The organism is Flavobacterium oreochromis (assembly GCF_019565455.1).
Taxonomy (GTDB): Bacteria; Bacteroidota; Bacteroidia; order Flavobacteriales; family Flavobacteriaceae; genus Flavobacterium; species Flavobacterium oreochromis.
This window is the reverse complement of the sequence record NZ_CP067377.1, coordinates 493225-516916: the sequence shown is the minus strand read 5'-3', so window position 1 is coordinate 516916 and position 23692 is coordinate 493225. Positions and strand designations below refer to the sequence as shown.

At 29.3% G+C, this 23692-nt stretch carries 19 protein-coding genes and 4 pseudogenes; 22 read left to right on the top strand and 1 reads right to left on the bottom strand.

Annotated elements, in window-relative coordinates:
* Nucleotide 1: 1 nt before the first annotated feature.
* From JJC03_RS02530 to JJC03_RS02485, 10 genes are all read left to right on the top strand, one after another.
* Complete coding sequence (locus JJC03_RS02530; RefSeq protein WP_235873931.1) at nt 2-799, top strand: hypothetical protein; 798 nt, start codon at nt 2-4, stop codon at nt 797-799.
* Between the two features lie 819 nt (nt 800-1618).
* Complete coding sequence (locus tag JJC03_RS02525; RefSeq protein WP_235873930.1) at nt 1619-2014, top strand: hypothetical protein; 396 nt, start codon at nt 1619-1621, stop codon at nt 2012-2014.
* A gap of 654 nt (nt 2015-2668) precedes the next feature.
* Nucleotides 2669-2839 carry a hypothetical protein gene (locus JJC03_RS02520; RefSeq protein WP_165624188.1) on the top strand — a complete coding sequence of 57 codons (171 nt, stop codon included), beginning with the start codon at nt 2669-2671 and terminating at the stop codon, nt 2837-2839.
* Between the two features lie 221 nt (nt 2840-3060).
* Nucleotides 3061-3336 (top strand): hypothetical protein, encoded by a 276-nt coding sequence (locus JJC03_RS02515; protein ID WP_235873929.1) that lies wholly within the window; start codon nt 3061-3063, stop codon nt 3334-3336.
* 90 nt (nt 3337-3426) lie between these two features.
* A complete protein-coding gene (locus JJC03_RS02510) occupies nt 3427-3666 on the top strand; it encodes a hypothetical protein (protein ID WP_235873928.1) in 240 nt (79 codons plus the stop codon).
* Between the two features lie 25 nt (nt 3667-3691).
* Nucleotides 3692-3904 carry a hypothetical protein gene (locus JJC03_RS02505; protein ID WP_235873927.1) on the top strand — a complete coding sequence of 71 codons (213 nt, stop codon included), beginning with the start codon at nt 3692-3694 and terminating at the stop codon, nt 3902-3904.
* A complete protein-coding gene (locus JJC03_RS02500) occupies nt 3867-4334 on the top strand; it encodes a hypothetical protein (protein WP_235873926.1) in 468 nt (155 codons plus the stop codon). The genes JJC03_RS02505 and JJC03_RS02500 overlap by 38 nt, the downstream gene beginning before the upstream one ends.
* Before the next feature lie 174 nt (nt 4335-4508).
* On the top strand, nt 4509-5465 hold the full coding sequence (locus tag JJC03_RS02495; RefSeq protein WP_235873925.1) for a hypothetical protein: 957 nt from the start codon (nt 4509-4511) through the stop codon (nt 5463-5465).
* A 115-nt stretch (nt 5466-5580) separates the two neighbouring features.
* Entirely contained in the window at nt 5581-5994 is a 414-nt protein-coding gene (locus tag JJC03_RS02490; RefSeq protein ID WP_235873924.1) for a hypothetical protein, read from the top strand.
* 159 nt (nt 5995-6153) lie between these two features.
* The gene (locus JJC03_RS02485) at nt 6154-7077 is read left to right on the top strand and encodes a hypothetical protein (protein WP_235873923.1); all 924 of its coding nucleotides are present in this window, start codon (nt 6154-6156) and stop codon (nt 7075-7077) included.
* A gap of 540 nt (nt 7078-7617) precedes the next feature.
* Here the strand turns inward: JJC03_RS02485 and JJC03_RS02480 are convergent.
* Nucleotides 7618-11640 (bottom strand): LamG-like jellyroll fold domain-containing protein, encoded by a 4023-nt coding sequence (locus JJC03_RS02480; RefSeq protein WP_235873922.1) that lies wholly within the window; start codon nt 11638-11640, stop codon nt 7618-7620.
* A 137-nt stretch (nt 11641-11777) separates the two neighbouring features.
* Here JJC03_RS02480 and JJC03_RS02475 point away from each other — a divergent pair, with 137 nt between their 5' ends.
* From JJC03_RS02475 to JJC03_RS02425, 12 genes and pseudogenes are all read left to right on the top strand, one after another.
* A complete protein-coding gene (locus JJC03_RS02475; protein WP_258932104.1) occupies nt 11778-12167 on the top strand; it encodes a hypothetical protein in 390 nt (129 codons plus the stop codon).
* A gap of 35 nt (nt 12168-12202) precedes the next feature.
* Nucleotides 12203-12313 carry a hypothetical protein gene (locus JJC03_RS19065; RefSeq protein WP_374226243.1) on the top strand — a complete coding sequence of 37 codons (111 nt, stop codon included), beginning with the start codon at nt 12203-12205 and terminating at the stop codon, nt 12311-12313.
* A 148-nt stretch (nt 12314-12461) separates the two neighbouring features.
* The gene (locus JJC03_RS02470) at nt 12462-13865 is read left to right on the top strand and encodes an alpha-amylase family glycosyl hydrolase (protein ID WP_088400276.1); all 1404 of its coding nucleotides are present in this window, start codon (nt 12462-12464) and stop codon (nt 13863-13865) included.
* A gap of 31 nt (nt 13866-13896) precedes the next feature.
* Nucleotides 13897-14559, top strand: a complete 663-nt coding sequence (locus JJC03_RS02465) for a glycerophosphodiester phosphodiesterase (protein ID WP_088400274.1) — start codon at nt 13897-13899, stop codon at nt 14557-14559.
* A complete protein-coding gene (locus tag JJC03_RS02460) occupies nt 14556-15770 on the top strand; it encodes a BaiN/RdsA family NAD(P)/FAD-dependent oxidoreductase (protein WP_088400272.1) in 1215 nt (404 codons plus the stop codon). The genes JJC03_RS02465 and JJC03_RS02460 overlap by 4 nt, the downstream gene beginning before the upstream one ends.
* A 42-nt stretch (nt 15771-15812) precedes the next feature.
* Nucleotides 15813-16891 (top strand): annotated as a pseudogene (locus tag JJC03_RS02455) (diphosphomevalonate decarboxylase).
* 252 nt (nt 16892-17143) lie between these two features.
* Nucleotides 17144-18082 (top strand): annotated as a pseudogene (locus tag JJC03_RS02450) (mevalonate kinase family protein).
* Nucleotides 18083-18168: 86 nt separating this feature from the next.
* A pseudogene (locus tag JJC03_RS02445) lies at nt 18169-19064 on the top strand (geranylgeranylglycerol-phosphate geranylgeranyltransferase).
* A gap of 66 nt (nt 19065-19130) precedes the next feature.
* Nucleotides 19131-19996, top strand: a pseudogene (locus JJC03_RS02440) (pseudouridine synthase).
* Nucleotides 19997-20199: 203 nt separating this feature from the next.
* Nucleotides 20200-20643 carry an AsmA family protein gene (locus JJC03_RS02435; RefSeq protein ID WP_235873921.1) on the top strand — a complete coding sequence of 148 codons (444 nt, stop codon included), beginning with the start codon at nt 20200-20202 and terminating at the stop codon, nt 20641-20643.
* A gap of 104 nt (nt 20644-20747) precedes the next feature.
* Nucleotides 20748-22493 (top strand): hypothetical protein, encoded by a 1746-nt coding sequence (locus tag JJC03_RS02430; protein WP_235873920.1) that lies wholly within the window; start codon nt 20748-20750, stop codon nt 22491-22493.
* Nucleotides 22439-22912, top strand: coding sequence for an AsmA-like C-terminal region-containing protein (locus tag JJC03_RS02425; RefSeq protein ID WP_235873919.1), 474 nt, complete (start codon nt 22439-22441; stop codon nt 22910-22912). The genes JJC03_RS02430 and JJC03_RS02425 overlap by 55 nt, the downstream gene beginning before the upstream one ends.
* Nucleotides 22913-23692 lie beyond the last annotated feature (780 nt).

Below are 23692 nucleotides of genomic sequence, written 5' to 3'. Positions count from 1 at the left end.
TATGTATAAACATCCTTTTTATCTTGCAGAAATTCAAATAAGAAATTGCCAGGTTCAGTTATTGATTAATGATGTGCCTTGTTTTGACTCTTATAAAGAAGGAGGAACAGCCGTAGACTGGCCAATTAATGAATATATATTAAGTTCAGGAAAGCAATTTTATACTATCCATGCTAATTGTTTTGAAAACGAGAGTGCAATTAGTAAGTATGCTTCTATTGATTTCAAAATAACGGTTAGAGACGCTTTTGACTTTTCTATTCCAAAGCAAACAATAAAACAACATTTTAAAATTTCTTTTGAAGAAAAAGAGACTCAAATGTATAGTACTGGAAGTTTTTTTGAAGTTGAAATTCCTTATACTTTAGAAGGTTGGAGTAATTCTTTCAGTTTTTCAGATTATGTAAACGGAAACAATGCAATAAAACAAAGACTATTTAAAGAACTTAAAGAGTATTACGAACTCTTTTATCAAATTATAAAAGAAAGAGATATAGATAAGTATAACTTATTAAATGCGGAACGTTTTGAAGAAATAACCACCGCTTTTTATCTTACAAAAGAAGAAAAAGAGAGCAGGAAAAAGACTATACTAAATTCTTCAAGACAAGACGTACACAAAATAGATTTTTCTAACTATTTATTAAAATTTTATGGAAACAAAGAACAAATAGTAGGGATAAAAATAAAAGATCAACCATGTGGTTTTGTATTTGAAAATGAAGAAGGTATGATAATCACAGAATTAGCTCTTTTTCATCAGAAGGATAATGAAAGCAAGCTTTCTTTAATAAGATAACAAACTTATTTCTTCTTATATCCACTTGTCGTTATCCTAAATGAACTGGTTAAGTTACGGGTATTTCCTAATATTAGATGGGTATTAAATTTTAATTATAATATAGAAACACCTATTTATTATAAATCAAGTGCCGCATTAGAAACATATTATAGTGGATTTCATGAACAGACTGATGCTGTTACATCTAGTAATAAAAAACGAAAAGACCTGCAAGATAAAAATGTTACAAATATTTTACAACCCTATGTAGGGAGTAAAACCAGTTTTAAAATATTTAGAAATGAAAACAATTATGCACATTGTCTTTTTTATTTTTTTAGCATTGACTTGTTGTCATAATAAAAAAAATGATGAGACTAAAAAAAGTAAAAAAATGAATCAATTAAAAAAGAATATTTCTTAAATCACAAATTTGGAAATCTTACGTATCAAATTTACATTAATGACTTATTAATAGCTAACTCTTATAATGGAAATGGAATTCCAGGACCTTATGAAATAAATCCATATCTTTTTTCTTCTGGAATCCAAAAACTTCGAATAAAAATTTCAGCTCCAAGTGAATTAGGAAAAGAATATTTAAGCCCCAAAGATATTGAGAATCTGGAAAAAAAAACTTTTATTTCACTATTAGAAAATGAAAATTTTGATGATATAAGAATAATAAAAGAAATTAATTTTCAATCAATAAAAGAAAAACAATCTTTTATTGAACAGGAATGGACATTTGAGGTAGATATTACAAACAAAGTTAATAATTTAGATAAATCTCAAAATCTGACGACAATTGATAAAGAAAAATTAAGAAAAGATGTAGTGAATAAATATGAAGAACTTAAACAGTTGTTGAATGAAGGTAATGGAACAGCATTTATTAATGAACTTAACCGTCCACTAAGTGTTGTTTTTAAAAGCGAATATATGTCAGAAGAAGAACAATTAGAATATAAAAAGAATTTAGAAAAGTACTTCAATTCTCATAAAGGAATTATGAATTCCATTTCTAATTTTACTATAAGAATAATGGGAAATGGAAAAGCCATAGCATTAGAGTATGCAACTGGTAAATATAAAGGATTAGGAATATTGTCGTCCAAGGATATTCAACACAAAACCTTAAATAAAAATTACATTATCCTACATAAACCAATAGATGCTGATAAGTTTGAAATATTTAGATATAACTGTTCTTATACAGCTCTTTTGGAGTAACTAGAGAGATTTAGAGAGAACAATCGAAAAGCTTATAGAATTATCAGTAAAGTTAGCTATTCTTGCTTCATATAAATACTAGTTTTTTCGTTGATACTAAAGCCGTAGTAAAAATAATATAGACCCAGAAGATAGAAATAATTCAGGTGTTTTTTCTTTTCTGTGATTATTCTGAAAGTATAGTTTCAAACATTAATTTTACTTCCAAGATGATTCAGAAGGAAGTTTACCTGCTGTTTATCCCAGATTACGCATTAGAATAAATCTGAATTTTACAAATATTTTTTTGATAAAAATCAAATAACAAACGATATATTTATTTGAAAATATTCAATAAAACATGATTTTTTATAAAAATTCCAAAATCAGTTTTATTGAAAATTTTCTAACGCGTAATTTGGGTTTATGAGTCCGAAACGAATGTGAAATATAATTTTGTAAATCAAAAATTTAATTTTAATGGAGGGTTAGAAGGAAAAATATTAGGAGAAATTGAGATAAGTTTAGCTGTTAGATTTGTATCTAAAAAAAGAGTAGAAGTAAAGCCGGAGAGAGATGAACATAGTTATTACAGAAATTGGAGCAGGTGTTCAAGCATCGTCATATATTTGATTAAAATGTCCATTTAATTTAAATAAGGATCAAAATTTAGATATGGATTTTTTCTTTTTAGGAATAATAGAATTAAAAATTTGGTTTAAAGCCAGTATTAATGATAAAAATTATAATGCTCCCTTAATTTCAAAAGATAGTGTAGGTAAAATAAGAACATTCGGGTTACAATTATACCGTTCAATTAAAACAGGAAAATTAGAGGTTTATTAATTTAAGAAGTAATTATAAACAGAATAATAATAGCTGCCCCCATCATAGTTTTTAAATTGAAGCTTTTGGGGGCATTTTAAATCTTTAGATTTAGTTTCTTGGGCATCTAATGTTTTAGTGGTGGGCGTGTAGAGTTAGATTATGAGTTATATTTTGAGCTTAAAGCAGAAATTAAATTAGTAGGAGCAGGATCTAAAGATGGAGAAACAAAACTAGCTCATATGACTTATAATTTTACAGATCAAAAATATAAGGGAGATATTGCTTTACAAGGGTATTTGGAGAGAAAGTTAGTTCTGAGTTCTAGCTTTCAGTATAAAGTTTTGATAGAAAAGAGTAAGCAGATTTCCTTGAAAGAAGATGGAGAAAAAAGAAGAAGGTTATTTGAAAAGGGAATATTGGTTGAAGGAAAGATGATTGTTACTTTAACTTTAAGCGGAAAATTTGGTGAAAAAAATAATTGGGATTTAGAGTTTTATTTTCAGGATTTACTTTAAATATAAAAATTAAAGCAGGAGGTTTTAATAAAGAAGAAAGAGATTTAGAAATAGCTCCTCATATTGATAAAAAAATAAACATATTTTAGGATGTTAGGAAAGTTAAATAATATAATAATATTTATAACTCAAGATATATTTACTGGTTATCAAAATAATAAAGAGAAAATAGATTTTATGTTAAATAACAATAAAATTAGAATTCAAGAGCAAGGGAAATTATATGGAATGGAATTTAATATAAAAGTTCCATGTGAAATTAGAGTTAATGATATGATTATTAGTAAGAATCTTATATCAGGAGCGATAGGTCCAGAATTAATAAATTAATATATGTAAATCGGGGGTGCAAAAAGTGAGTATAAAAGTAACGCATCCATATTTTGCAAAAGGAGGTGAATTTGATGATTTTACATTAAAGTCAATCTTTAGTGGAGCTGCAATACAAACTATAGAACCCAATACAAACTATAATGTTAAATTGGTTAAGCCTTTGACATTTCCTCTAATTAATAAAAAGGTTTCAAAATTTGAATATAAATGGACTTTTGATGCTAATGTTCCATAATATATTAAAAAGTAGGGATGAAGCACAAGATTTATCAGATATTGATAAAGTTGAATTAAAAAAACAAGTTATAGAAAAGTATAGAGAATTATGGAATTTACTACAATCAGGTAATGTAGAAGAGTTTCTAAAAGAAATTAATAGTTCAAATAGTGATTATTTTAAGAGTAATTATTATGATGAAAACAAACAAACTGAGTATATTGAAAATTTGAAAAAATTCTATACAAGTCATAAAGGAGCAATGGTTTCTATGGATGATTCTGAATTAATAATTTTAGCTAACGGAAAAGGAGTAGCTTTAGAACAAATAGGACAATTCAGAGGTTTTGGTCTTTTAATGGCAAGAGGGGCACTTCAAAATAGTTTATTTACTAATTATATAACTTTAATTAAGTCAAAAAAACGAATGATTTTAAAATTTAATTAATTCTGAATATATAAAATATTGATTTAGTGTGTTTTATTTTTATTTCTTTTGTTTTTTTGGAGTGACTTTGAAAGTATGGGCTAAATTTGGTTTTAATAATGGTAAATCAGAAGAAATTGATATGATTCTAGAAGCAAAAGCCACTATATACATATTAAAATAAATTTTAAACAAGTGAAAAATATAACATTTTATTTTCTTTTAATAACTTCTTTAATGAATTCTCAAAAGATTAAGAAACAAATTATTAAATCAGAAGAAATGGAAATGATAAATAAAATATCCAAAGAAAAACAGATTACCTACGCAGTACACGTTAATGCTATGACCCCTTATGAATTATATTTAGATGATATTTTAATTGATCGTTTCTATTATGATAATGTAAGTAATACTATAGAACTTAATCCTTATCTTTTAGAAAATGGGAAACATAAATTGAAAATCAAATATTTGCCTACTGTAAGTGATATTTTTACGAAAGAAGGTCTTCTAGATCCTAGAGATATTTATATAAATGAAAATATTCGTTGGCGTATATATTTTGTTAAACTTAACAAAGATCCTAATGTTCCATTAGGCTACACTAATGAAATAGATTATGGGAGTAGTGAACTAAAAATAATAGCTCCCCCTACTAAACTGCCTTTTTGGGAGCAAGAATGGGATTTAGACATAAAAGATTTACCTTATAAATTAAAAGGTTGGAGCGAAAGTGAAGATTTATCTAAAATGGATAAAGATCTTTTAGAAAAAGAAGTTTTGAAAAAATATAATGAACTAAAAGATCTTTTGAATTTAGGAAAAATTGATGATTATTTGAATTTAGGGAAAAATAAAAATTATGAATTAGATATATGCACATATACAACTGAGGAACAATCAAAGATTGATTATCAGAATAATAAATTAAAAATGTCAAAATTATGTGTTGGAAATATGCAACCTATTAATGATTATGTACTAAAATTATACGCTAACGGACGTTTAGTTACATTAGAGAGACCTAGAGGGGAATATAAAAATTGGTCTGCTCTGATGAGTAAAACACCAGAAGGTAGGGTTACAGGTTGGGGAGTGAAATTACACAAGCCTAAAGGATCAGATCATTTTGAAATTATCAGAAAATAGCAAAAAGCATTCAAAATAATAACGAAGGAATGGATACCGTGTAAAAGTCTTGATCTTGTAGGGTTGGCAAGAAGGGCTTGATTATAAATTTGAAGGAGCTAATCAACTGGTTATTATGCCAAGTTATATTTATAATAAAACGATCCTAGAAAATATACCAACGACTATTTCGAGTTCATTAGGAAAAGAAGCACTTAACACCTTATGGTTATTTAATTATTTTATATTAAAAGAAGATTTAGCTCAAACTTATTTTCTTCCTATATCCACTTGTCGTTACCCTAATCAATTAGCTAAAATAAAAGTATATCCGGATATAGAGTGGGAGGTTGCATTTTTGATTACTGTAGGTACAGGGTATTCAGGGAATATTAGATACTCTAGAAGAAGAATGAATGGCTATCATCAAAATTTTGGGTTCCGATACCTGGTCGATGAATTAAATATTAATGCTACAAAAACATCTAATCTAGGATGGAGTTTAAAGGCAAAAGCTGCTGAAAACAGTAAAGAACATGAAGTATCATAAAATTTAATGGACTTGATACTAAAATTATTGTAAAATTTAGTGCAAAAAATAAAACTAATGGAGATCCTGAAGACCCAGAAGAAAAAGTTTACTATATCAAATCAATTATAGACTCAAAAGCCCCATGGAAAATAGATGTTTTATAAAAAGATAGGAATAATGATCTTACTTATAACCTCATTATTATCTAATTGCCAACAAAATAATACGAACCCGAAAAAAGAACAGATGCAAACTATTATACCTAAAGAAAAACAGATTACCTACGCAGTACACATTAATGCTATGACCCCTTATGAATTATATTTAGATGATATTCTTATAGACTTTTTTTATCGAGACAATATGAATACCACCGTAGAACTAAATCCCTATCTATTAGAAAACGGAACGCACAAGTTAAAAATAAGATACCTTCCACCAACAGATAGTCCAGATGGATTTTTAAATCCTAAAGACATTATTTTTAATAAAGATGCTAAGTGGGATTTATATTTTGTTAAACTTAACAAAGATCCTAATGTTCCATTAGGTTACACTAATGAAATAGATTATGGGAGTAGTGAATTAAAAATAATAGCTCCCCCTACTAAACTGCCTTTTTGGGAGCAAGAATGGGATTTAGACATAAAAGATTTACCTTATAAATTAAAAGGTTGGAGCGAAAGTGAAGATTTATCTAAAATGGATAAAGATCTTTTAGAAAAAGAGGTCGTTACTTTTTTTGATAATCAACGCAATTTATTAAATGAAGGTAAAATTGAAGAATATTTGAATTTAGGGAAAAATAAAAATTATGAATTAGATATATGCACATATACAACTGAGGAACAATCAAAGATTGATTATCAGGATAATTTAGAACTTATGTCTAAACTTTGTTTTAATAATATGCAACCAATAAACAATTATGAAGTGCGATTATTTGCTAATGGAAAACTTATTACATTGCTAATACCTACTGGGAAATTTAAAAACTGGTCTGCTTTAATGAGTATAACACCTAAAGGAAGAAATAATTATTATCGTATTTTACTTCATAAACCAAGAGGTTTAAATCATTTTGAAATTATCAGAAAATAGCAAAAAGCATTCAAAATAATAACGAAGGAATGGATACCGTGTAAAAGTCTTGATCTTGTAGGGTTGGCAAGAAGGGCTTGATTATAAATTTGAAGGAGCTAATCAACTGGTTATTATGCCAAGTTATATTTATAATAAAACGATCCTAGAAAATATACCAACGACTATTTCGAGTTCATTAGGAAAAGAAGCACTTAACACCTTATGGTTATTTAATTATTTTATATCGTAATATCTCACTAACTGTATAAGTAGAAAAAAAGTGGCTGTCCAAAAAGCCGCAATCTTGTCATTTGACTTCGTCCAGTCGATCAAAGGGAGCCCCGAGAGCTCCGCTCGAACAGGAAAATTACATAGTGCTGATTATAAGATTCCTCCTTGTGTAGGAGTGACAAACGGTGTCTTGATTTTTTACCTTTAGGGCGGCCTCTGTTTTTAATTTTACACAGTCTTATGAAAAAGACATGATTCTAAAAGTGTATATGTTAAAAAAATGAGGTTGACTAGAATTTAAGTCAACCTCGTTTTTATACTTGTAGATTAATTAATAATTAACTTATTATTGTAAATTCGATCGTTGGTTTCAATTCGATAAAAATAAACTCCTTTTTTAATATTGTTATCTATGCTGATTTTATTATCATCAAGATGTTTTTTTATAATTAACTTACCATTAATATCATAAAGAGTAAAAGTTAATCCAGAATTAATTCCTTCAATAATTAGTTGTTCACCAACGACTGTTGGGTTAGGGTAAACGGTTAGATTTTTTTGAAGATCTAATGAGTTTGTTTCTAATGATCCAGAACTACCTATATGCAATTGATTTGATTGATTGATAGATGTTCCTGGGAAAGTTATAGTTTGCCCATTTAGAGCTGTTGCCATTGCAGATTGTGTCCAACTAGATTGTAAATGTCCGTTATTATTTCTTTTAAAAAGAATTAGATTAGAAGGATTTAAGTTAGAAACATTAAATAATGGCGTTAAATTTATAGATGAAAGTCCAGAGAAAGAACTATTAGTGCCATAATTGTCTAAAATCCAGTACTCATTTCCAATTAATTCAGTAGTTGGAGGTTCATTTGGTATTACATTTAATTTAGATACAATTACTTTTCCATTAGGTACTTGTCCAGTAAAGTTAAGAGTAGCATTGGTGGTTGTAAAATTATAAGAACCCGTTGTATTGATAGTTAATAATTGGCTGGTTCCAATAGCTACAGGAGCAGTAGATGTAGGAAATAGTATCGTACTAGAAATATTTAAGTTATTTGAATTTATTTTGTCATAAAGTAATCCATTATTTGTAGTATTGTTAAACTGATAGTAAGCAATTAAATTAGGATCGGTAACTTTTTCTTTAATTAAATGCCTACTTAAATAGATTTCATCATCTGTTAAAGCTCTATTCCAAAAAGTAAATTCTTCCATTTGACCTTTAAAGGTTCTGTCATTTCTACCATAATCTTTACCTAAGATTATTTTGTTTAGAATAGTAGAAGCAAAACTACCTGTTATAGACCAATTTTTATCATTTAAGAAGATTGTTATTTTAGTAGGAGTAATTCTGAAGGCAATAAAGCTCCATTGATCAGCAGGAGCGTATAAACCTGTAGAAGAGTTATAATATCCATCTTTAAAATGAAAGCCTATTTCGTTATTAGCACTTCTAAAGTTTAGTAAAGTTTTTTGTTTGTCACCAAAACAAGCAATTCCAGCCCAAGCAACTTGAGTTCCATTAGGTTTTATCCAACCACTAAAAGTTAAGTCTGTTACAGCGGGATAATTTATTTCATTAGAAGTAATAGATTGAGTGTCTGTATTCATTTCTAAAACTTGCTTTGAAGCATTTTCAATATCACAGATAGAAGGTAAAACCTCAATCATATTTTGTACCGTTTTAGTACTACTACGCCCATCTGCATCTGTTATTGTTAAGGTAACGTTGAAAAGTCCAGGTGTAGAATAGGTTACTAAAGGATTTCGAACAGAAGTTGAAGAAACATTGCTTGCGCCTGGGAAATTCCAATTCCATTGTGCTCCTGTGTGGTTTAATACTGAATAATCATCAAATTGAATAATCGTTTTACTACAATCAACAGACTTGTTTGCTACCATAGGTTGTGCAACAGGTGCACTTTTTTCAAAAAGAGGTGATTTCCAAAAACCTCGTCTAGAACTGATTCTTAGCTCATTGTTTTTATAAAAAGGTTTAGCACCTATTAATCGTAAACCTAATGGTAGTCCTGTACTAAATAGTTCCCAATCAGGCATATTAGAATTTCTATAGTAAATTTTGTTTGTCCCCGCTACTGCAAAATATACTCCGTCATTAGTGCCTAACTGAGGAGCTATAGAATAACAGCCTAAATTTTGAATAGAAGGAGTAGTTAAGTTGATCCAAGTATTTCCTAAATCTATAGATTTAAAAGCTTTTCCAGAACCTCCTCCAAATCCTATGAAAAGAGTATTATTTTCGTTTATACTAAAATATAATCGTGCATCTGTATTAGGAAGACTAATTGAGCTCCAGTTTTGACCTCCATCTAGTGTTTTCCATAGCTTAGCGGCAGAGGCTTCTCTGGTAACTACAAACATTATATTAGGATCTAATCTGGATACTTCTACTGTATAGGTTTTGTCTGTACTAATTCCAAATTCTTTTAATAACGTAAACGAAGCTCCTCCATCTATACTTTTCCATAATTTATTGTCTTTTGTTAAATACATATGATTATAGTATCTAGGATCATAAGTTATTTGTCCTCTTACGTCTGGAAAAATAGACTCGTTAGGAAACATGCTTAGTCCATTAGTCCACTGTACTGGAGTAGCAAAGTCTTTTGATATTTTATAGGCTGCAATATCAGAATGATACACTTTTAAATTATCACCTAAAGACACATAACCAGTTGAGGATTCTCCTCCTCCTAAGGCAATAAATTTTCCATCACCATAATTTGCATGATACACAGCATTTCCGTTATGATAACGACCTGCGGTTAATACATCTTCATTCCATCCTTGACCAAATCCCCAGTTGTCAGAAGAAATAATCCCTTTATTTAATCCCTTTAAAATATTTAAATTACTATCATATAAGTCTACACCACCATCTGTGGCCACAAAAACATCATTTCCATTTATTAAAATATCTTGATGGTCAGGATGACGATAAAAAGGAGTACAATTATCACAAGCGTATCCTCCCCATCGAGTATAGGTTTTTCCTCCATTTTCACTTTTAAAAAGATTAAGCATTCCCATTAAAAATTTATTAGGATCTGTATCTGATACATCAATAGCTAAATTGTAGAACCCTTGATCATAAGAACCACCGTTTGTTGTAAAACTAGAAAAACACCAGTGATCAGCATTATAAGGACCTCCTGGATTGTTATTAGGAATTCCATCATTGTTTTGATCATAGGGTAAAGACCAGTTCTCTCCCGCATCATCACTTCTATATAAACCTACAAAATTAACATCGGTTGTATAGTTTTCTACATTTCCTAGCATGGCTACATAAATCCTATTTCCATCAGCATTTGTTACCCCCATTCTAGCCCCACCTATACTACTAGTACTCGTAGGAGTAAACCATCCTTGTTTTTTTAATGTAAAAGTGTTTCCAGAATCAGTTGATTTATAAAATTCAGTTAATTTAAGCGTATTGTTTGATTTTAATAAGAAAACAGTGCTAGCATCATTAGTTTTAAATTTTACATCCCAACAAGTTTCCGTAAAAACCTGTGTCCAAGTCGTTCCGCCATTTGTAGACTTATACAGTCCTTTATTTCCAGCAGCAAAAACTAATTGATTATTTGCTGAACTAATAGCAAATTCATAAATTCCTAAACCACTAACGTTTAGTACAGAATTCCAAGAATTACCACCGTCAGTTGATTTGTAAATTCTGGAACTAGATGCTACAAAAACATTGTTTTCATTAGTAGGATCTACTTCTACACATGATACATCATCATTAAAATAATCTCCCCCAATTAAAAACCAATTTTCTCCTTTATCTGTGCTTTTAAATGTACCGCTTGTTTCTGTAACGCAGAATAAAACATTAGGATTTGATACAGATTGTGCAACAGAATATACATTTGCTTGATGTGATTCTGTTTTAGTCCCTCCATTATTAAAAGTATTTATAGGGCCTATTGGAGTCCAGTTAGCAGCATTTATACTTTTATTACTGTTAAGTCTCTCTTCCTTCTTTTCGACCATATTATCTCTTTGTACAATATCTCCTTTTTCATTTATCCAGTTATTTGTATATACATAATGAATGAAATGTTTGTAATTTTGAGTATGTATTGTTTTAACAAAATCATGTTTCTTATAGTATAGGTTGTATTCCTTTTCTATTTCATAAACATTGGGCGTTTCTCCGTACATAAGTTGTATCCATTTAGGATCGTCTTTTTGTATTGGAATTATAGATTTAAATAAATAAGGAAATTTAGGCTTAGGCTCGTAAAAATTATTATTTTGCGAGTAGCTTAAATTTGCTAAGATGAGAAATAAAATAAAATGTAATTTTTGTTTCATAGTTTTTGTAGATTTGAAAAAAATAAAATATTTTGTGTTTGATAAAAAAATAAATAAAAATTAATGCAAATTTAAAAAAAAATTAAAATTTTGTTAAAATCAGTTTTTATAATGATTCTAAATATTAAATAAGTGCTATGAAAAAAATAATCATGTTGTCTTTGATGTTTGTATTATCAAACACGTTTGCTCAAGAAGTAGAGACTAAAATTAAAAAATCAAGCAAAACAAAAGCTGTATCAGAAAAATTAGAGAAAGTAAAAGAAACAGCTAAAGTTGAACGAGAAAAAGCAAAGGCAGAAAAAGAAGCTGCAAAAGCAGAAAAAGAAGCTGCAAAGGCAGAGAAAGAGGCTGCAAAAGCAGAAAAAGAAGCAGCAAAAGCAGAGAAAGAAAGTAAGATTGCAGCAAAAGCTAAGAAACTAGATGCGAAAGTTAAAGATGAAGCTGATAAAGCAAAATCGAAGGCTAAAAAAGCAAAAGAAGAACTAGAGGCTAAATCATTAAAACCTGCTAAAAAGAAAGAGTAACAACGGAAAAAGCAACGCTAAATACTAAAGATCAAGTGGTTGGTAAATACAAAGATCGTCAGGTTTACCAAGGCCCTAGAGGAGGTAAGTATTACATTAATAAAAATGGGAATAAAACCTATATAGACGATGAACAATTAAAATAAAGTATGTAAACCCTGTTATAAAAAAACAGGGTTTTTTTATAACTTAGAATTTTAATAGAATTTTTTCGACAAATTCATTATATTTCTTTTGTATGATTAATTTTGTAACGTTTTAACTTGATGATTCAGATTGCTGGGTATTGTGGGGATGAAAAGTTTTATCGTTTATTTAGGAGCATTCCTTTTATTAATAGCTTGTAAGCAAGAAGCTGAAAAAATTATTATTCCTAAAAACGTATCAACGTGTTTAGATCCTAAAATAACGGAAGACGCAATTGTTTATCAAGTGGATATTAGAAATTATTCCGCTGAAGGAACATTTAATGCCTTTACTGAAGATATACCCAAACTAAAATCAATAGGCATTAAAATTATTTGGTTAATGCCTATTCAAGAAATTGGGAAACTAAAAAGAAGAGCAACTTCTACCACTACTATCGAAGAAATAAAAGATCCTATTACAAGACAAAAAATACAAGGAAATCCTTATGCTATAAAGGATTATAAAAAAATACATTCGAATTACGGTTCTAATTCAGATCTGAAAAGGTTAATTAAAACAGCACATACTAATGGTATGTATGTTGTACTAGATTGGGCTGCTAATCATACCGCTTGGGACCATAACTGGATTACTTCACATCCTGAATTTTATGCAAAAAATAAAGAAGGAATGCTATTTGCACCTTATGATTGGATAGATGTTGTACAACTAAATTATGCTTCTGCTGATTTGCATTTTGCTATGATAAACGAAATGAAATATTGGGTAGAAGAATTTAATATTGATGGTTTTCGATGTCAGGTAGCATCTGAGGTACCCACTGTTTTTTGGGAACGAGCAGTGCAAGAATTAAAAAAAATAAAATCAGTTCTAATGATAGCTGAGGCAGAAAAAGAAGGACTGTTAAAAAATGCTTTTGATATACAATATGCTTGGGAAGCACATCATATTTTAAATAGTATAGCTCAGGCTAAAATGAATGTTTTAGATCTTGATCGTTATTTGAAAAATGAAGCAAAAAATTTTCCAAAAGATAAAATGCGGCTGTATTTTATTAGTAACTACGATGAAAATATTTGGAATGATACAGAATATAATCGAATGGGAAAAGCTGTTGAGGTAATGACGGCCGTTACTTATGTTCTGAATGGTATTCCGTTAGTTTATAATGGTCAAGAATACGATTCTAATAAACGTTTTCGTCCTTATCAAAAAGATACATTACAGCATCAAGAAGGTAAAATGATGCAGATTTATAAAAAACTAAGAATTTTAAAAAGCACCCATTCATTTTTACACACAGGAAAAAAGTCAGCTTCCTATCTTCGAATTAACACAAATGATGATCGCGTTTTTTGGATGTGTAAAAGAGAAAAAAATAATAAAAAACTCTTTTTTGTAGCAAATTTATCCAATAAAGAACAAAAGCTTATATGGCCTATTTCAGGACATTTTAACGCGTTTATTGAAAATAAATCAATAGAAATAAAGAGTAAAACAGTAACTAATTTTGCTCCTTGGGAATATAAAATTTTAATAAGTGAATAAAATTCACGAAATTTAACCTATACCTTCAAGTATGTTAAAAATAGGTCATAGAGGAGCAAAAGGACATGTAGCCGAAAACACATTAGAATCATTTTTGAAAGCTTTTGAATTGGGAGCTGATGGTATTGAACTAGACGTACACCTTTCTGCTGATGGTGAGGTCGTTATAATTCATGATGCAACGGTTGATAGAACCATAAAAAATGCGTCAGGATATATACGTGACTTTACTGTGCAAGATTGTGCTAAAGTAGGGATTCCAACCTTAGTAGCGGTTTTTCATATTTTACCAGAAGAAGCTTTTCTTAATATAGAAATAAAAGACATATTTGTCACTGAAAGAGTCGTGTATGAAATAGAAAAATTTGTAAGACTTGGAGAAATTCAATACAAAAGTATATTAGTATCTTCTTTTCATTGGCAAGTATTAAAACAAATACAACAGATAAATCCTAGCATACTTTTAGGAGTATTAGCAGATGAAAAACCATATGAAGCATTAGAATTTGCAAAAACTATAAATGCTTTTTCAATTAATTTGTGGTTTAAACAAATAACGGATGATTTATTACAATTAGCGCATCGTAATCAAATTCAAGTTCATGCCTATACTGTAAATTCTCCAGAAGATATTATTTTTGTCAAAAAAATGGGAGTCGATGCAATTATTACCGATTACCCTGATAGAGTATGATAGTAAATTACGATGTGGTAGTAGTAGGAGGTGGAGCCTCTGGTTTTTTTTCAGCAATTAATATAGCCGAACAGTTTCCTCAATTAAAAATAGCTATTTTAGAAAGAGGAAAAGAAGTATTGTCTAAAGTGCGTGTTTCAGGAGGAGGACGTTGTAATGTAACACATGCTTGTTTTGTACCAAACGATTTAGTGAAATTTTATCCTCGTGGAGAAAAAGAGTTAAAAGGACCTTTTAATCAGTTTTGTAGTGGTGATACAATAGAGTGGTTTGAAAAGCATGGTGTAATATTAAAAATTGAAGAAGACGGGAGGATGTTTCCTATAACAGATAGTTCACAAACTATAATAGATTGTTTTCTATCTGCCACTAAAAAATTAAAAATAGACGTTTTTACAAGTCATAGCGTACAAGAAATTTTTCAAGGAGAAAATTATTGGAAAATAACAACAAATCAAAATGTTTTTAAAACGACTAAACTAATTATGACTACAGGAAGTAATCCAAAAATGTGGGATTTACTTCAAGATTTAGGGCATACAATTATAAAACCAGTTCCCTCTTTATTTACTTTTAATATAAAAGATGAACGTATTAAAGATTTAATGGGAGTTTCCGCACACGCATCTGTACGAGTAAAGGGAACAAAATTAAGAGCATCAGGGCCTTTGTTAATAACCCATTGGGGATTAAGTGGTCCTGGTATATTGCGCCTTTCAGCTTGGGGTGCAAGAACATTATTTGATTTAAATTATCGTTTTGTTTTACAAGTAAATTGGTTGAATGATCTTGATTTTGATACTGTTTTAGAAGATTTAAAAGAAATTAAAGAAGAAAACTTAAAACGTTCAATGAATAAATTTTGCCCGTTTGATTTTCCTAAACGATTATGGGAAAGTTTACTAAAAGCATCGTCTATTCAACCAGATGCAAAATGGGCTGACGTATCGAAAAAACAGCTTATTGATTTAGTTGAACAACTTACCCAAGCAACATTTGTTGTAAATGGGAAAAGTACTTTTAAAGAAGAATTTGTTACCGCAGGTGGAATTGATCTAAAAGAAGTTAACTTTAAAACAATGGAAAGCAAACGCTTTAAAAATCTTTATTTTGCAGGTGAAGTTTTGAATATAGATGCTATAACAGGTGGGTTTAATTTTCAAAATGCCTGGACAGGCGGCTTTATTATTGCTAAAAATTTAGAATTTTAGTTTGTATATAAAACGTATCTTTGCCGCTTAAAAAAATAAAATATGTTTTCTGAAAAGGACTTTGTCGTGTCGGATTATTCGATATCATTCACTGAAGGAGATTTTCAATGGAGTGCTCCAAGTAATATAGCATTAGTTAAATATTGGGGAAAAATGGGGAAACAATTACCCGCAAATCCATCGGTGAGTTTTACTCTTAATAATTGTAAAACGATCACAAAACTCTCATTTGTTAAAAAAGAAAAACAAGATTCCTTTTCTTTTGATTTCTTTTTTGAAGGAAGCCCTAAAGAAACATTCAAACCTAAAATTGAAAATTTTTTTGAAAGGATTATTAACTATTGTCCTTATCTAAAAGAATTTCATTTTACAATAGATACTACTAATACATTTCCTCATAGTTCGGGTATAGCTTCTTCTGCATCAGGAATGGCAGCATTAGCAATGAACGTTATGAGTTTAGAAAAATTAATTAATCCCTCTATCTCTGATGCCTATTTTTTTCAAAAAGCTTCTTTTTAGCTAGATTAGGATCAGGAAGTGCTTGTAGAAGTATAAAAGGGGAAGCCGTAATTTGGGGCGAACATCTAAATACTCCTATGAGTTCAAATTTGTATGGAATTGAGCTTAATACCTTACATGAATGTTTTAATAATTATCAAGATACCATACTACTCGTTGATAAAGGAGAAAAACAAGTGTCTAGTACAGTTGGTCATGATTTAATGCACGGACACCCGTTTGCTACACAACGTTTTGCTCAAGCACACGAAAATTTAACCGCTATTAAACAAGCTCTTGCTAGTGGCGATTTAGATAACTTTATAAAAATTGTAGAAAGTGAAGCTCTGACTTTACACGCTATGATGATGACTTCTATGCCCTATTTTATTTTGATGAAACCTAATACATTAGAAATAATTAATAAAATTTGGAGCTTTAGATCATCAACCGGTGTACCTGTTTGTTTTACACTTGATGCGGGAGCAAATGTACATGTTTTGTATCCTGAAAATGTGAAAGAACAAGTTTTAGAATTTATTAACAACGAATTGGTAGTATATTGCCAAAATGGTCAATATATTTGCGATCAAATTGGTGTAGGTGCCATATCAATTTAATTCGTATATTTATATACTCTTTCGTTTAGATAAATGTTTAAAGGAAAAGTTAAGGATGAGGTAAGAAATAACTAGTTGTAAATCAGTTGTTTTTTACCATGTGATGATCGAGCCAATAACGGTTTCTTATTGTAAAAAATAAGGAAATCTATAGAAACTAAGAAGATAAGTATTCTATAAAAAAATAAGGTTTAAAAAGTTTTTACAGTAACTATTTTAATACAATACAACGAAATAAAAAGATAGCCCAAAATGAAAGGACCCCTTTTTACTCAAAGATTTTATTATTCGGTGAATACGGAATTATTAAAGATTCAAAAGGATTAGCTATTCCTTATAATTTTTATAATGGTGCACTTAAGATAGATGGTAGTGCATCTCCAGAGGCATTACAGTCTAATGAAAGTTTAAAGAAATTTGCAGTTTATTTAAAAGAGTTGGCAGAGGAACAACCTAATTTGGTTACCTTTACTATTAGTGCTTTAGAGCAAGATGTTCTTAACGGTATGTATTTTGACTCAAGTATTCCACAAGGATACGGAGTAGGTAGTAGTGGTGCTCTAGTAGCCGCCATTTATGATAAATATGCTGATAACAAAATAACCGTTTTGGAAAACTTAACAAAAGAAAAACTATTGCAGCTAAAAAGTATTTTTTCACAAATGGAATCTTTCTTTCATGGAAAAAGTTCTGGTCTAGATCCTTTAAATAGTTATTTAAGTCTTCCAATACTCATTAACTCACAGGATAATATAGAAGCAACAGGTATTCCTACTCAGAGTGTTACAGGTAAAGGAGCTGTGTTCTTATTAGATTCAGGAATAGTAGGAGAAACAGCACCTATGGTAAGTATTTTTATGGAAAAACTAAAAAGAAGAAGGATTTCGTAAAATGTTAAAATCCCAGTTTATTAAATATACAGATGCCTGTGTGGAAAACTTCTTAAAAGGAGATGTAAAATCACTCTTTACTAATACAAAAGAACTGTCAAAAGTAGTTTTGAGTAACTTTAAGCCTATGATTCCTGAACAATTTCATAATGTTTGGCAAAAAGGAATAGAAACGAATGACTATTATTTAAAATTATGTGGTTCTGGAGGAGGAGGGTATATCCTAGGATTTACAGAAGACCTTGAAAAAGCTAAAACAGCTTTAAAAGATTATAAGCTAGAAGTTGTTTATCAATTTTAGTTTGATATTGAGTTAGGAGTGAATTAAACTCAGTACTTTTAGCGATTCAATATTCAAACAGAATAAATGTTAACGCGTAAAACAAAATTTTTTTATTAAAAATCGTAAGCTTAATTTCGGTTATTCGAGGGTATAATATAGCCATCATTGTGTTGGCACAATATTTTGCCTCCATCTTTATTCTAGCCCCTGAAAAAAGGGCTTTAGATCTTTTGTTAGACTGGCGTTTGTTTGTATTAGTTTTTGTATCTGCTTTAGTTATTGCTTCAGGTTATATAATTAATAATTTTTACGATTCTGAAAAAGATTTAATTAATAGACCTAATAAGTCAATGTTAGATCGTTTAGTAAGCCAAAAAACAAAATTACAAGTCTATTTTATATTAAATTTTTTAGCAACAGCTCTAGCCTTTACCATTTCTTTACGCGCCTCTTTTTTTTATGCAGTATATATATTTTTAATTTGGTTCTATTCTCATAAATTAAAAAAGTATTCAATTATTGGTAATCTTACAGCCTCCTTACTTACCGTTCTACCTTTTTTGGAATATTACTTTATTTTAAAAACTTCTATGCCGTTATTTTTGCGCATGCCTCTTTTTTATTGTTGTTAATTTTGATTAGAGAAATGATTAAAGATCTTGAAAATATTAAAGGGGATTTTGCAACTAATTATCAAACAATCCCAGTGCGTTTTGGTGAAAAAATATCAAAATACATTATTACCATTTTAGTCTTTTTAACTATTATTCCTATTTATATTCTTATTGAAAAATTTAATGTTGGTTATATGGAAGTTTATTTCTATATAAGTATGATCGTTCTAATATTTTTTATATTACAATTGTGGAAATCTTCTCAACACACTGATTATGTCCATTTACATGCAGTTATGAAAATTTTAATTGTAGCGGGTGTTTTTAGTATTATTTTGATTGATCCACTAGTTCTAATTCATAGTAAAAATTTATTTAACAGTTAAATATTTCTATATATAGAATTTAAAATTCTAATTTACTGACTATCTTTGCCAAAAAATATAGTCGCGATGATAAAAGGAAGAGGAAATAATAAGAGATCAAACACTAAACCTACTTTTGGTAAACGAGAAGGAGGGGATGCTAAACCAAATTTTAAAAAATCAAATTTTACAAAAGGCAAACCTAAATTTGAAAGAAAACCCAAAAAAGTAACCTCGCTAGAGGAGGAAGAGATCCGCTTAAATAAGTATATTTCTAATTCTGGAGTTTGCTCAAGACGCGATGCAGATATTTATATCCAGTCTGGAAATGTAAAAGTTAATGGCGAAGTAGTTACCGAAATGGGATATAAGGTAAAAGCAGGCGATGTTGTAAACTTTGATGGAAGTGTTATATCTCCTGAAAAAAAGAATATATCTTATTAAATAAACCTAAAGGATTTACTACATCAAAAGAAGAAGATCTAAATGCAAACAATGTTCTTGATTTAGTGCGTGGTATTACTAAAGCTAAATTAGAACCTGTTGGACGTATGGATAAAACTACTACAGGTTTGTTATTGTTTACTAACGATACTGATATGGTTCGTAAGTTTACACTGCCTAATCAGCGCTCTCCTAAAATTTATCAAATTACTTTAGATCGCAATTTAAAATACGAAGATTTAGAAAAGGTACAAAAAGGATTATATGTTAATGACTATAAAATAATAGTAGACGATGTATCTTATATAGAAAACGCACCTAAATCAGAAATAGGATTACAAATAAAAACAGCTAACGTAAAAATAGTTCGTTCAATATTCGAATCATTAGAATATAATGTTTTAAAAGTAGATCGTGTTGCGTTTGCCGGATTAACAAAAAAGAACTTACCACGTGGAAACTGGAGATTTTTGACAAATCAAGAAATAATTAATTTAAAGAATATATAGGTTGAGGCTGTCCTAAAAGTAAAAAATCAACACATAGTTTGTTACTCCTACGCAAGGAGGAGTTTCATAATCAGTACTATGCGATTTGTTTCGCCTGTTCGATCGGAGTTCTCGGGTCCCCCTTTGGTTGACTAGAGCAAAGCGACTGGACGAAGTCAAATGACAAGATTACGGACTTTTTGGACAGCCTCTTGAATAAATGTATGCTACAGTATATTAAAAAGTTTAAATGGTTGCTTGGAGGACTATTATTTATTGTTTTAGTAATAATTAGTTTGCCATTCTTATTCCCCAATTTTATTACTCAAAAAGTAAAAGAGTATGCTAATGAACACATAAAAGGAAATATTAATTTTTCGGATGCTAATCTTTCCATTATTGAGCATTTTCCCGCGTTAACACTGTCCTTTAATGATTTTCAATTAACAGGAGCTGCTCCATTTGAACAAATTAATCTGATAAAATCAGATGAAATCGCATTTGGTATTGATGTTCAGGAACTTATAAAAGGGAAAATACACATCAATAAATTATTTTTAGATAATGCAGAAATCAATGTTTTAGTTGATAAACAAGGGCATGCTAATTATAATGTTTACGAAAGTAAAACAGATGATCAGACAAATAAAAAGAAGATACCTCTATAGAGCTAAAATTAATAGCTATTAAAAACGCTCATATAAAATATCATGATGCCTCTGCACAAGTAGCTGTTGATGCGTTAGGTTTTGATTATTTTGGAAATGGAAGTTTGAAAAATCAAATTTTTGAAATTAAAACCAAAGCAAGTATTGAAGCATTTGATTTTGAATTTAAAGGAGAACAATACCTTAAAAATAAAAAAGTAAATGCAGATTTAATTACACAAGTTAATACCCAGTCTTTAGCATTTGTTTTTCAACAAGATAATTTAATGATTAATAAATTACCTGTAGATTTTACAGGGAATTTTGATTTCTTACCTAATGGTTATAGAATGAATTTTTTGGTTAAAACCCAAAATAGTAATTTAGAAGATATTTTTACAGCTTTACCTCCAAAGTTAATCACTTGGATGGAAAAAACAACCCTGAAAGGGACTACAGATGCGGTTCTTTCTTTAAAAGGAGATTTTATTACGGATGAAAATAAAAAGCCTAATATGAAGCTTGATTTGAATCTTAAAGATGGATTCATTCAATACGATGGAGCACCTTTCCCTTTGGAGAAATTTAATACAGATTTACATGTTGAATTACCTCAATTAAATCCGGAACTATTATCAGTAAAAATTCCAGTTATCCGTTTTGGAATAGGAAAGGGATATTTGAAAGGAAAACTTGAAACAGTAGGGCTTTCTAAGCCTATCATAAATGCTAATTTAGATACTGATTTAGACTTAAATTATTTAAACCAAGCGGTTGGTTTTCTTCCTGGTTATGAATTAAAAGGAGATCTTAAAACACGCTTAGATGTAAAAGGTATGTTAGATGCTAAACAGAATAAATTGCCTTTAACAAAAGCTTTTTGTAAATTAAAAGATGGCTATTTAAAAACACCGTTTTATCCTAATCCTATTCAAAAAATAAATGCCGTAGTAGATCTAAATGTTAAAAATAACTTACAAACAACACAAGTTATTCTAAAGCCTCTACGGTTCTTTTTTGAAGGCCAACCTTTAACTGTTAAAGCCAATATTAGTGATATGACTAATGCAAACTATCAAGTTAGTGCTAATGGTGGAATAGACTTTGGAAAAATTTATAAAGTATTTGGTGTGAAAGGATACACCCTAGAAGGGTTTGCTCAAGGGGCTATTTATCTAAAAGGGAAACAGAGTGATGCTCAAGCAGGACGTTATAATAAATTAATTAATAAAGGGCAGTTTTATTTAAGAAACGTTCGAACTACTTCTGAATATTTACCATTGCCATTTTATATTGTCAAAGGAGTTTTTGCTTTTAATAATGATCAATTACAATTTAAAAATTTTAATGCTAAATACGGTCATAGTATTCTTAAATTTAATGGATATGTGCAAAATGTTGTAAACTTTTTAACACATGATAAAGGAATCTTGAAAGGACAGTTTCAATTACAAACTCCTTATTTAAATGTTAATGAATGGATGATGCCTATAGCTAATAATTCTAATAATACGTCTTCAAATAAAGAGGTAAAAGGGGTTGTTATGCTTCCTAAAAATTTAGATTTAGATTTTCAAGCAGCAGTAGATAGAATTTTATTTGATGATTTAAATATTAAATGTTTGCAAGGAAAAACCAAGTTGAAAAATGGTGAAATCACAATAGCAAATGGATCTTGTTTAGTGATTGATAGTCCTGTGTCATTTGCAGGTAATTATAAAGCAAAGAATGCTAAAAGAGCTCAATTTGGAATGGATTTGTCAGTAGAAGAGTTTGATGTAAAAAAGCGTATAAGGAAGTTAAGTTGTTTAGGGAAATGGCAAGTGCTGCTGCTAATGCAGAAGGGATTATTTCGTTGCAATATCAGTTGAAAGGATTTTTAAATGATGATATGTTTCCTGTCTTTCCTTCTCTACAAGGAGGAGGTGTCGTAGGGGTAAAAAAAGTTAAATTAAATGGGTTTAAATTGCTTAAAGCAGTCAGTAATTCAACAGGACATAGTGGTATTGATTCAGGAGAAGTAAATGATTTTGAAATAAAAACATGTATTCAGAATAATTTAATGGAAATTGATCGTTTTAAATTTAAAATAGCAGGTTTCCGCCCGCGTATAGAAGGAACTACTAGTTTAGATGGTAAACTTGCTTTAAAAATGCGTCTTGGATTACCTCCAATGGGAATAATTGGAATTCCTCTAAAAATAGAAGGAACAAAAGATAAACCAAAAGTACGGTTAGGGTCAAAAGTAAATGAATTAGAAAGCGAACAATACAAGGAACAAGGGGATTAATCCCCTTTTTATATAAAGAATAAGATAAACTCTATCTCATTATTGACGGAAGTTTTATAAAATAATAAAAACAGTATATAAATAGTTGATTTTTAAAACAAATACCAAACTTTTACTTTCACTAAAGAATTAGAATTACTTTTTATTTCTAACGGAGAAATTAAATAATTTTAATAAAGGAAAAGCATATTAGAAAATCAAATTTTATCCTTTGATAAATAATTACAAATCAAGCTCTTTTTTATATTTCTGGATATAGAAATTTTAAAACATTTTATTTTGAATGCGTAAGTAAATTTTTGATAAAAGAGTTTTTAAATTTGATGACTTGTAAAAGAAAGGTTTAGTGGGTTGTGCTGATCTTTATTTTATGATTCTGCTCTCCACTTAGAATATCTGGTAAAGAAGAAGAATTGAATAGCATAAAAATATTTAAATACTACCAAGAGCTGAAAACCTCTTGGTTAATTCTTAGGTTCCAAGCTTCATGTTGTAATTAATAATTATGCTGGTGGAATACTTTTTAGTAAAGCTATTGAAAATGTTAGGTTTTATTAATGAACTTTATGAGGTATTGTTTGGAAATAAAGGGATGTTAGTTTGAAATTTTTTCAATCACTTTTTTCTAACGAAATTTATCTTGTATTTTGGGGCAATTTTATTTTAAATTCATGTTGAATTGCTATACCAACCTAGAATGATTTTAATAAAAAAACGAGTTAGATATAGCTGTATCTAACTCGTTGTTATGTTAAAATAAAATTTAAAATTGTCTAAAAT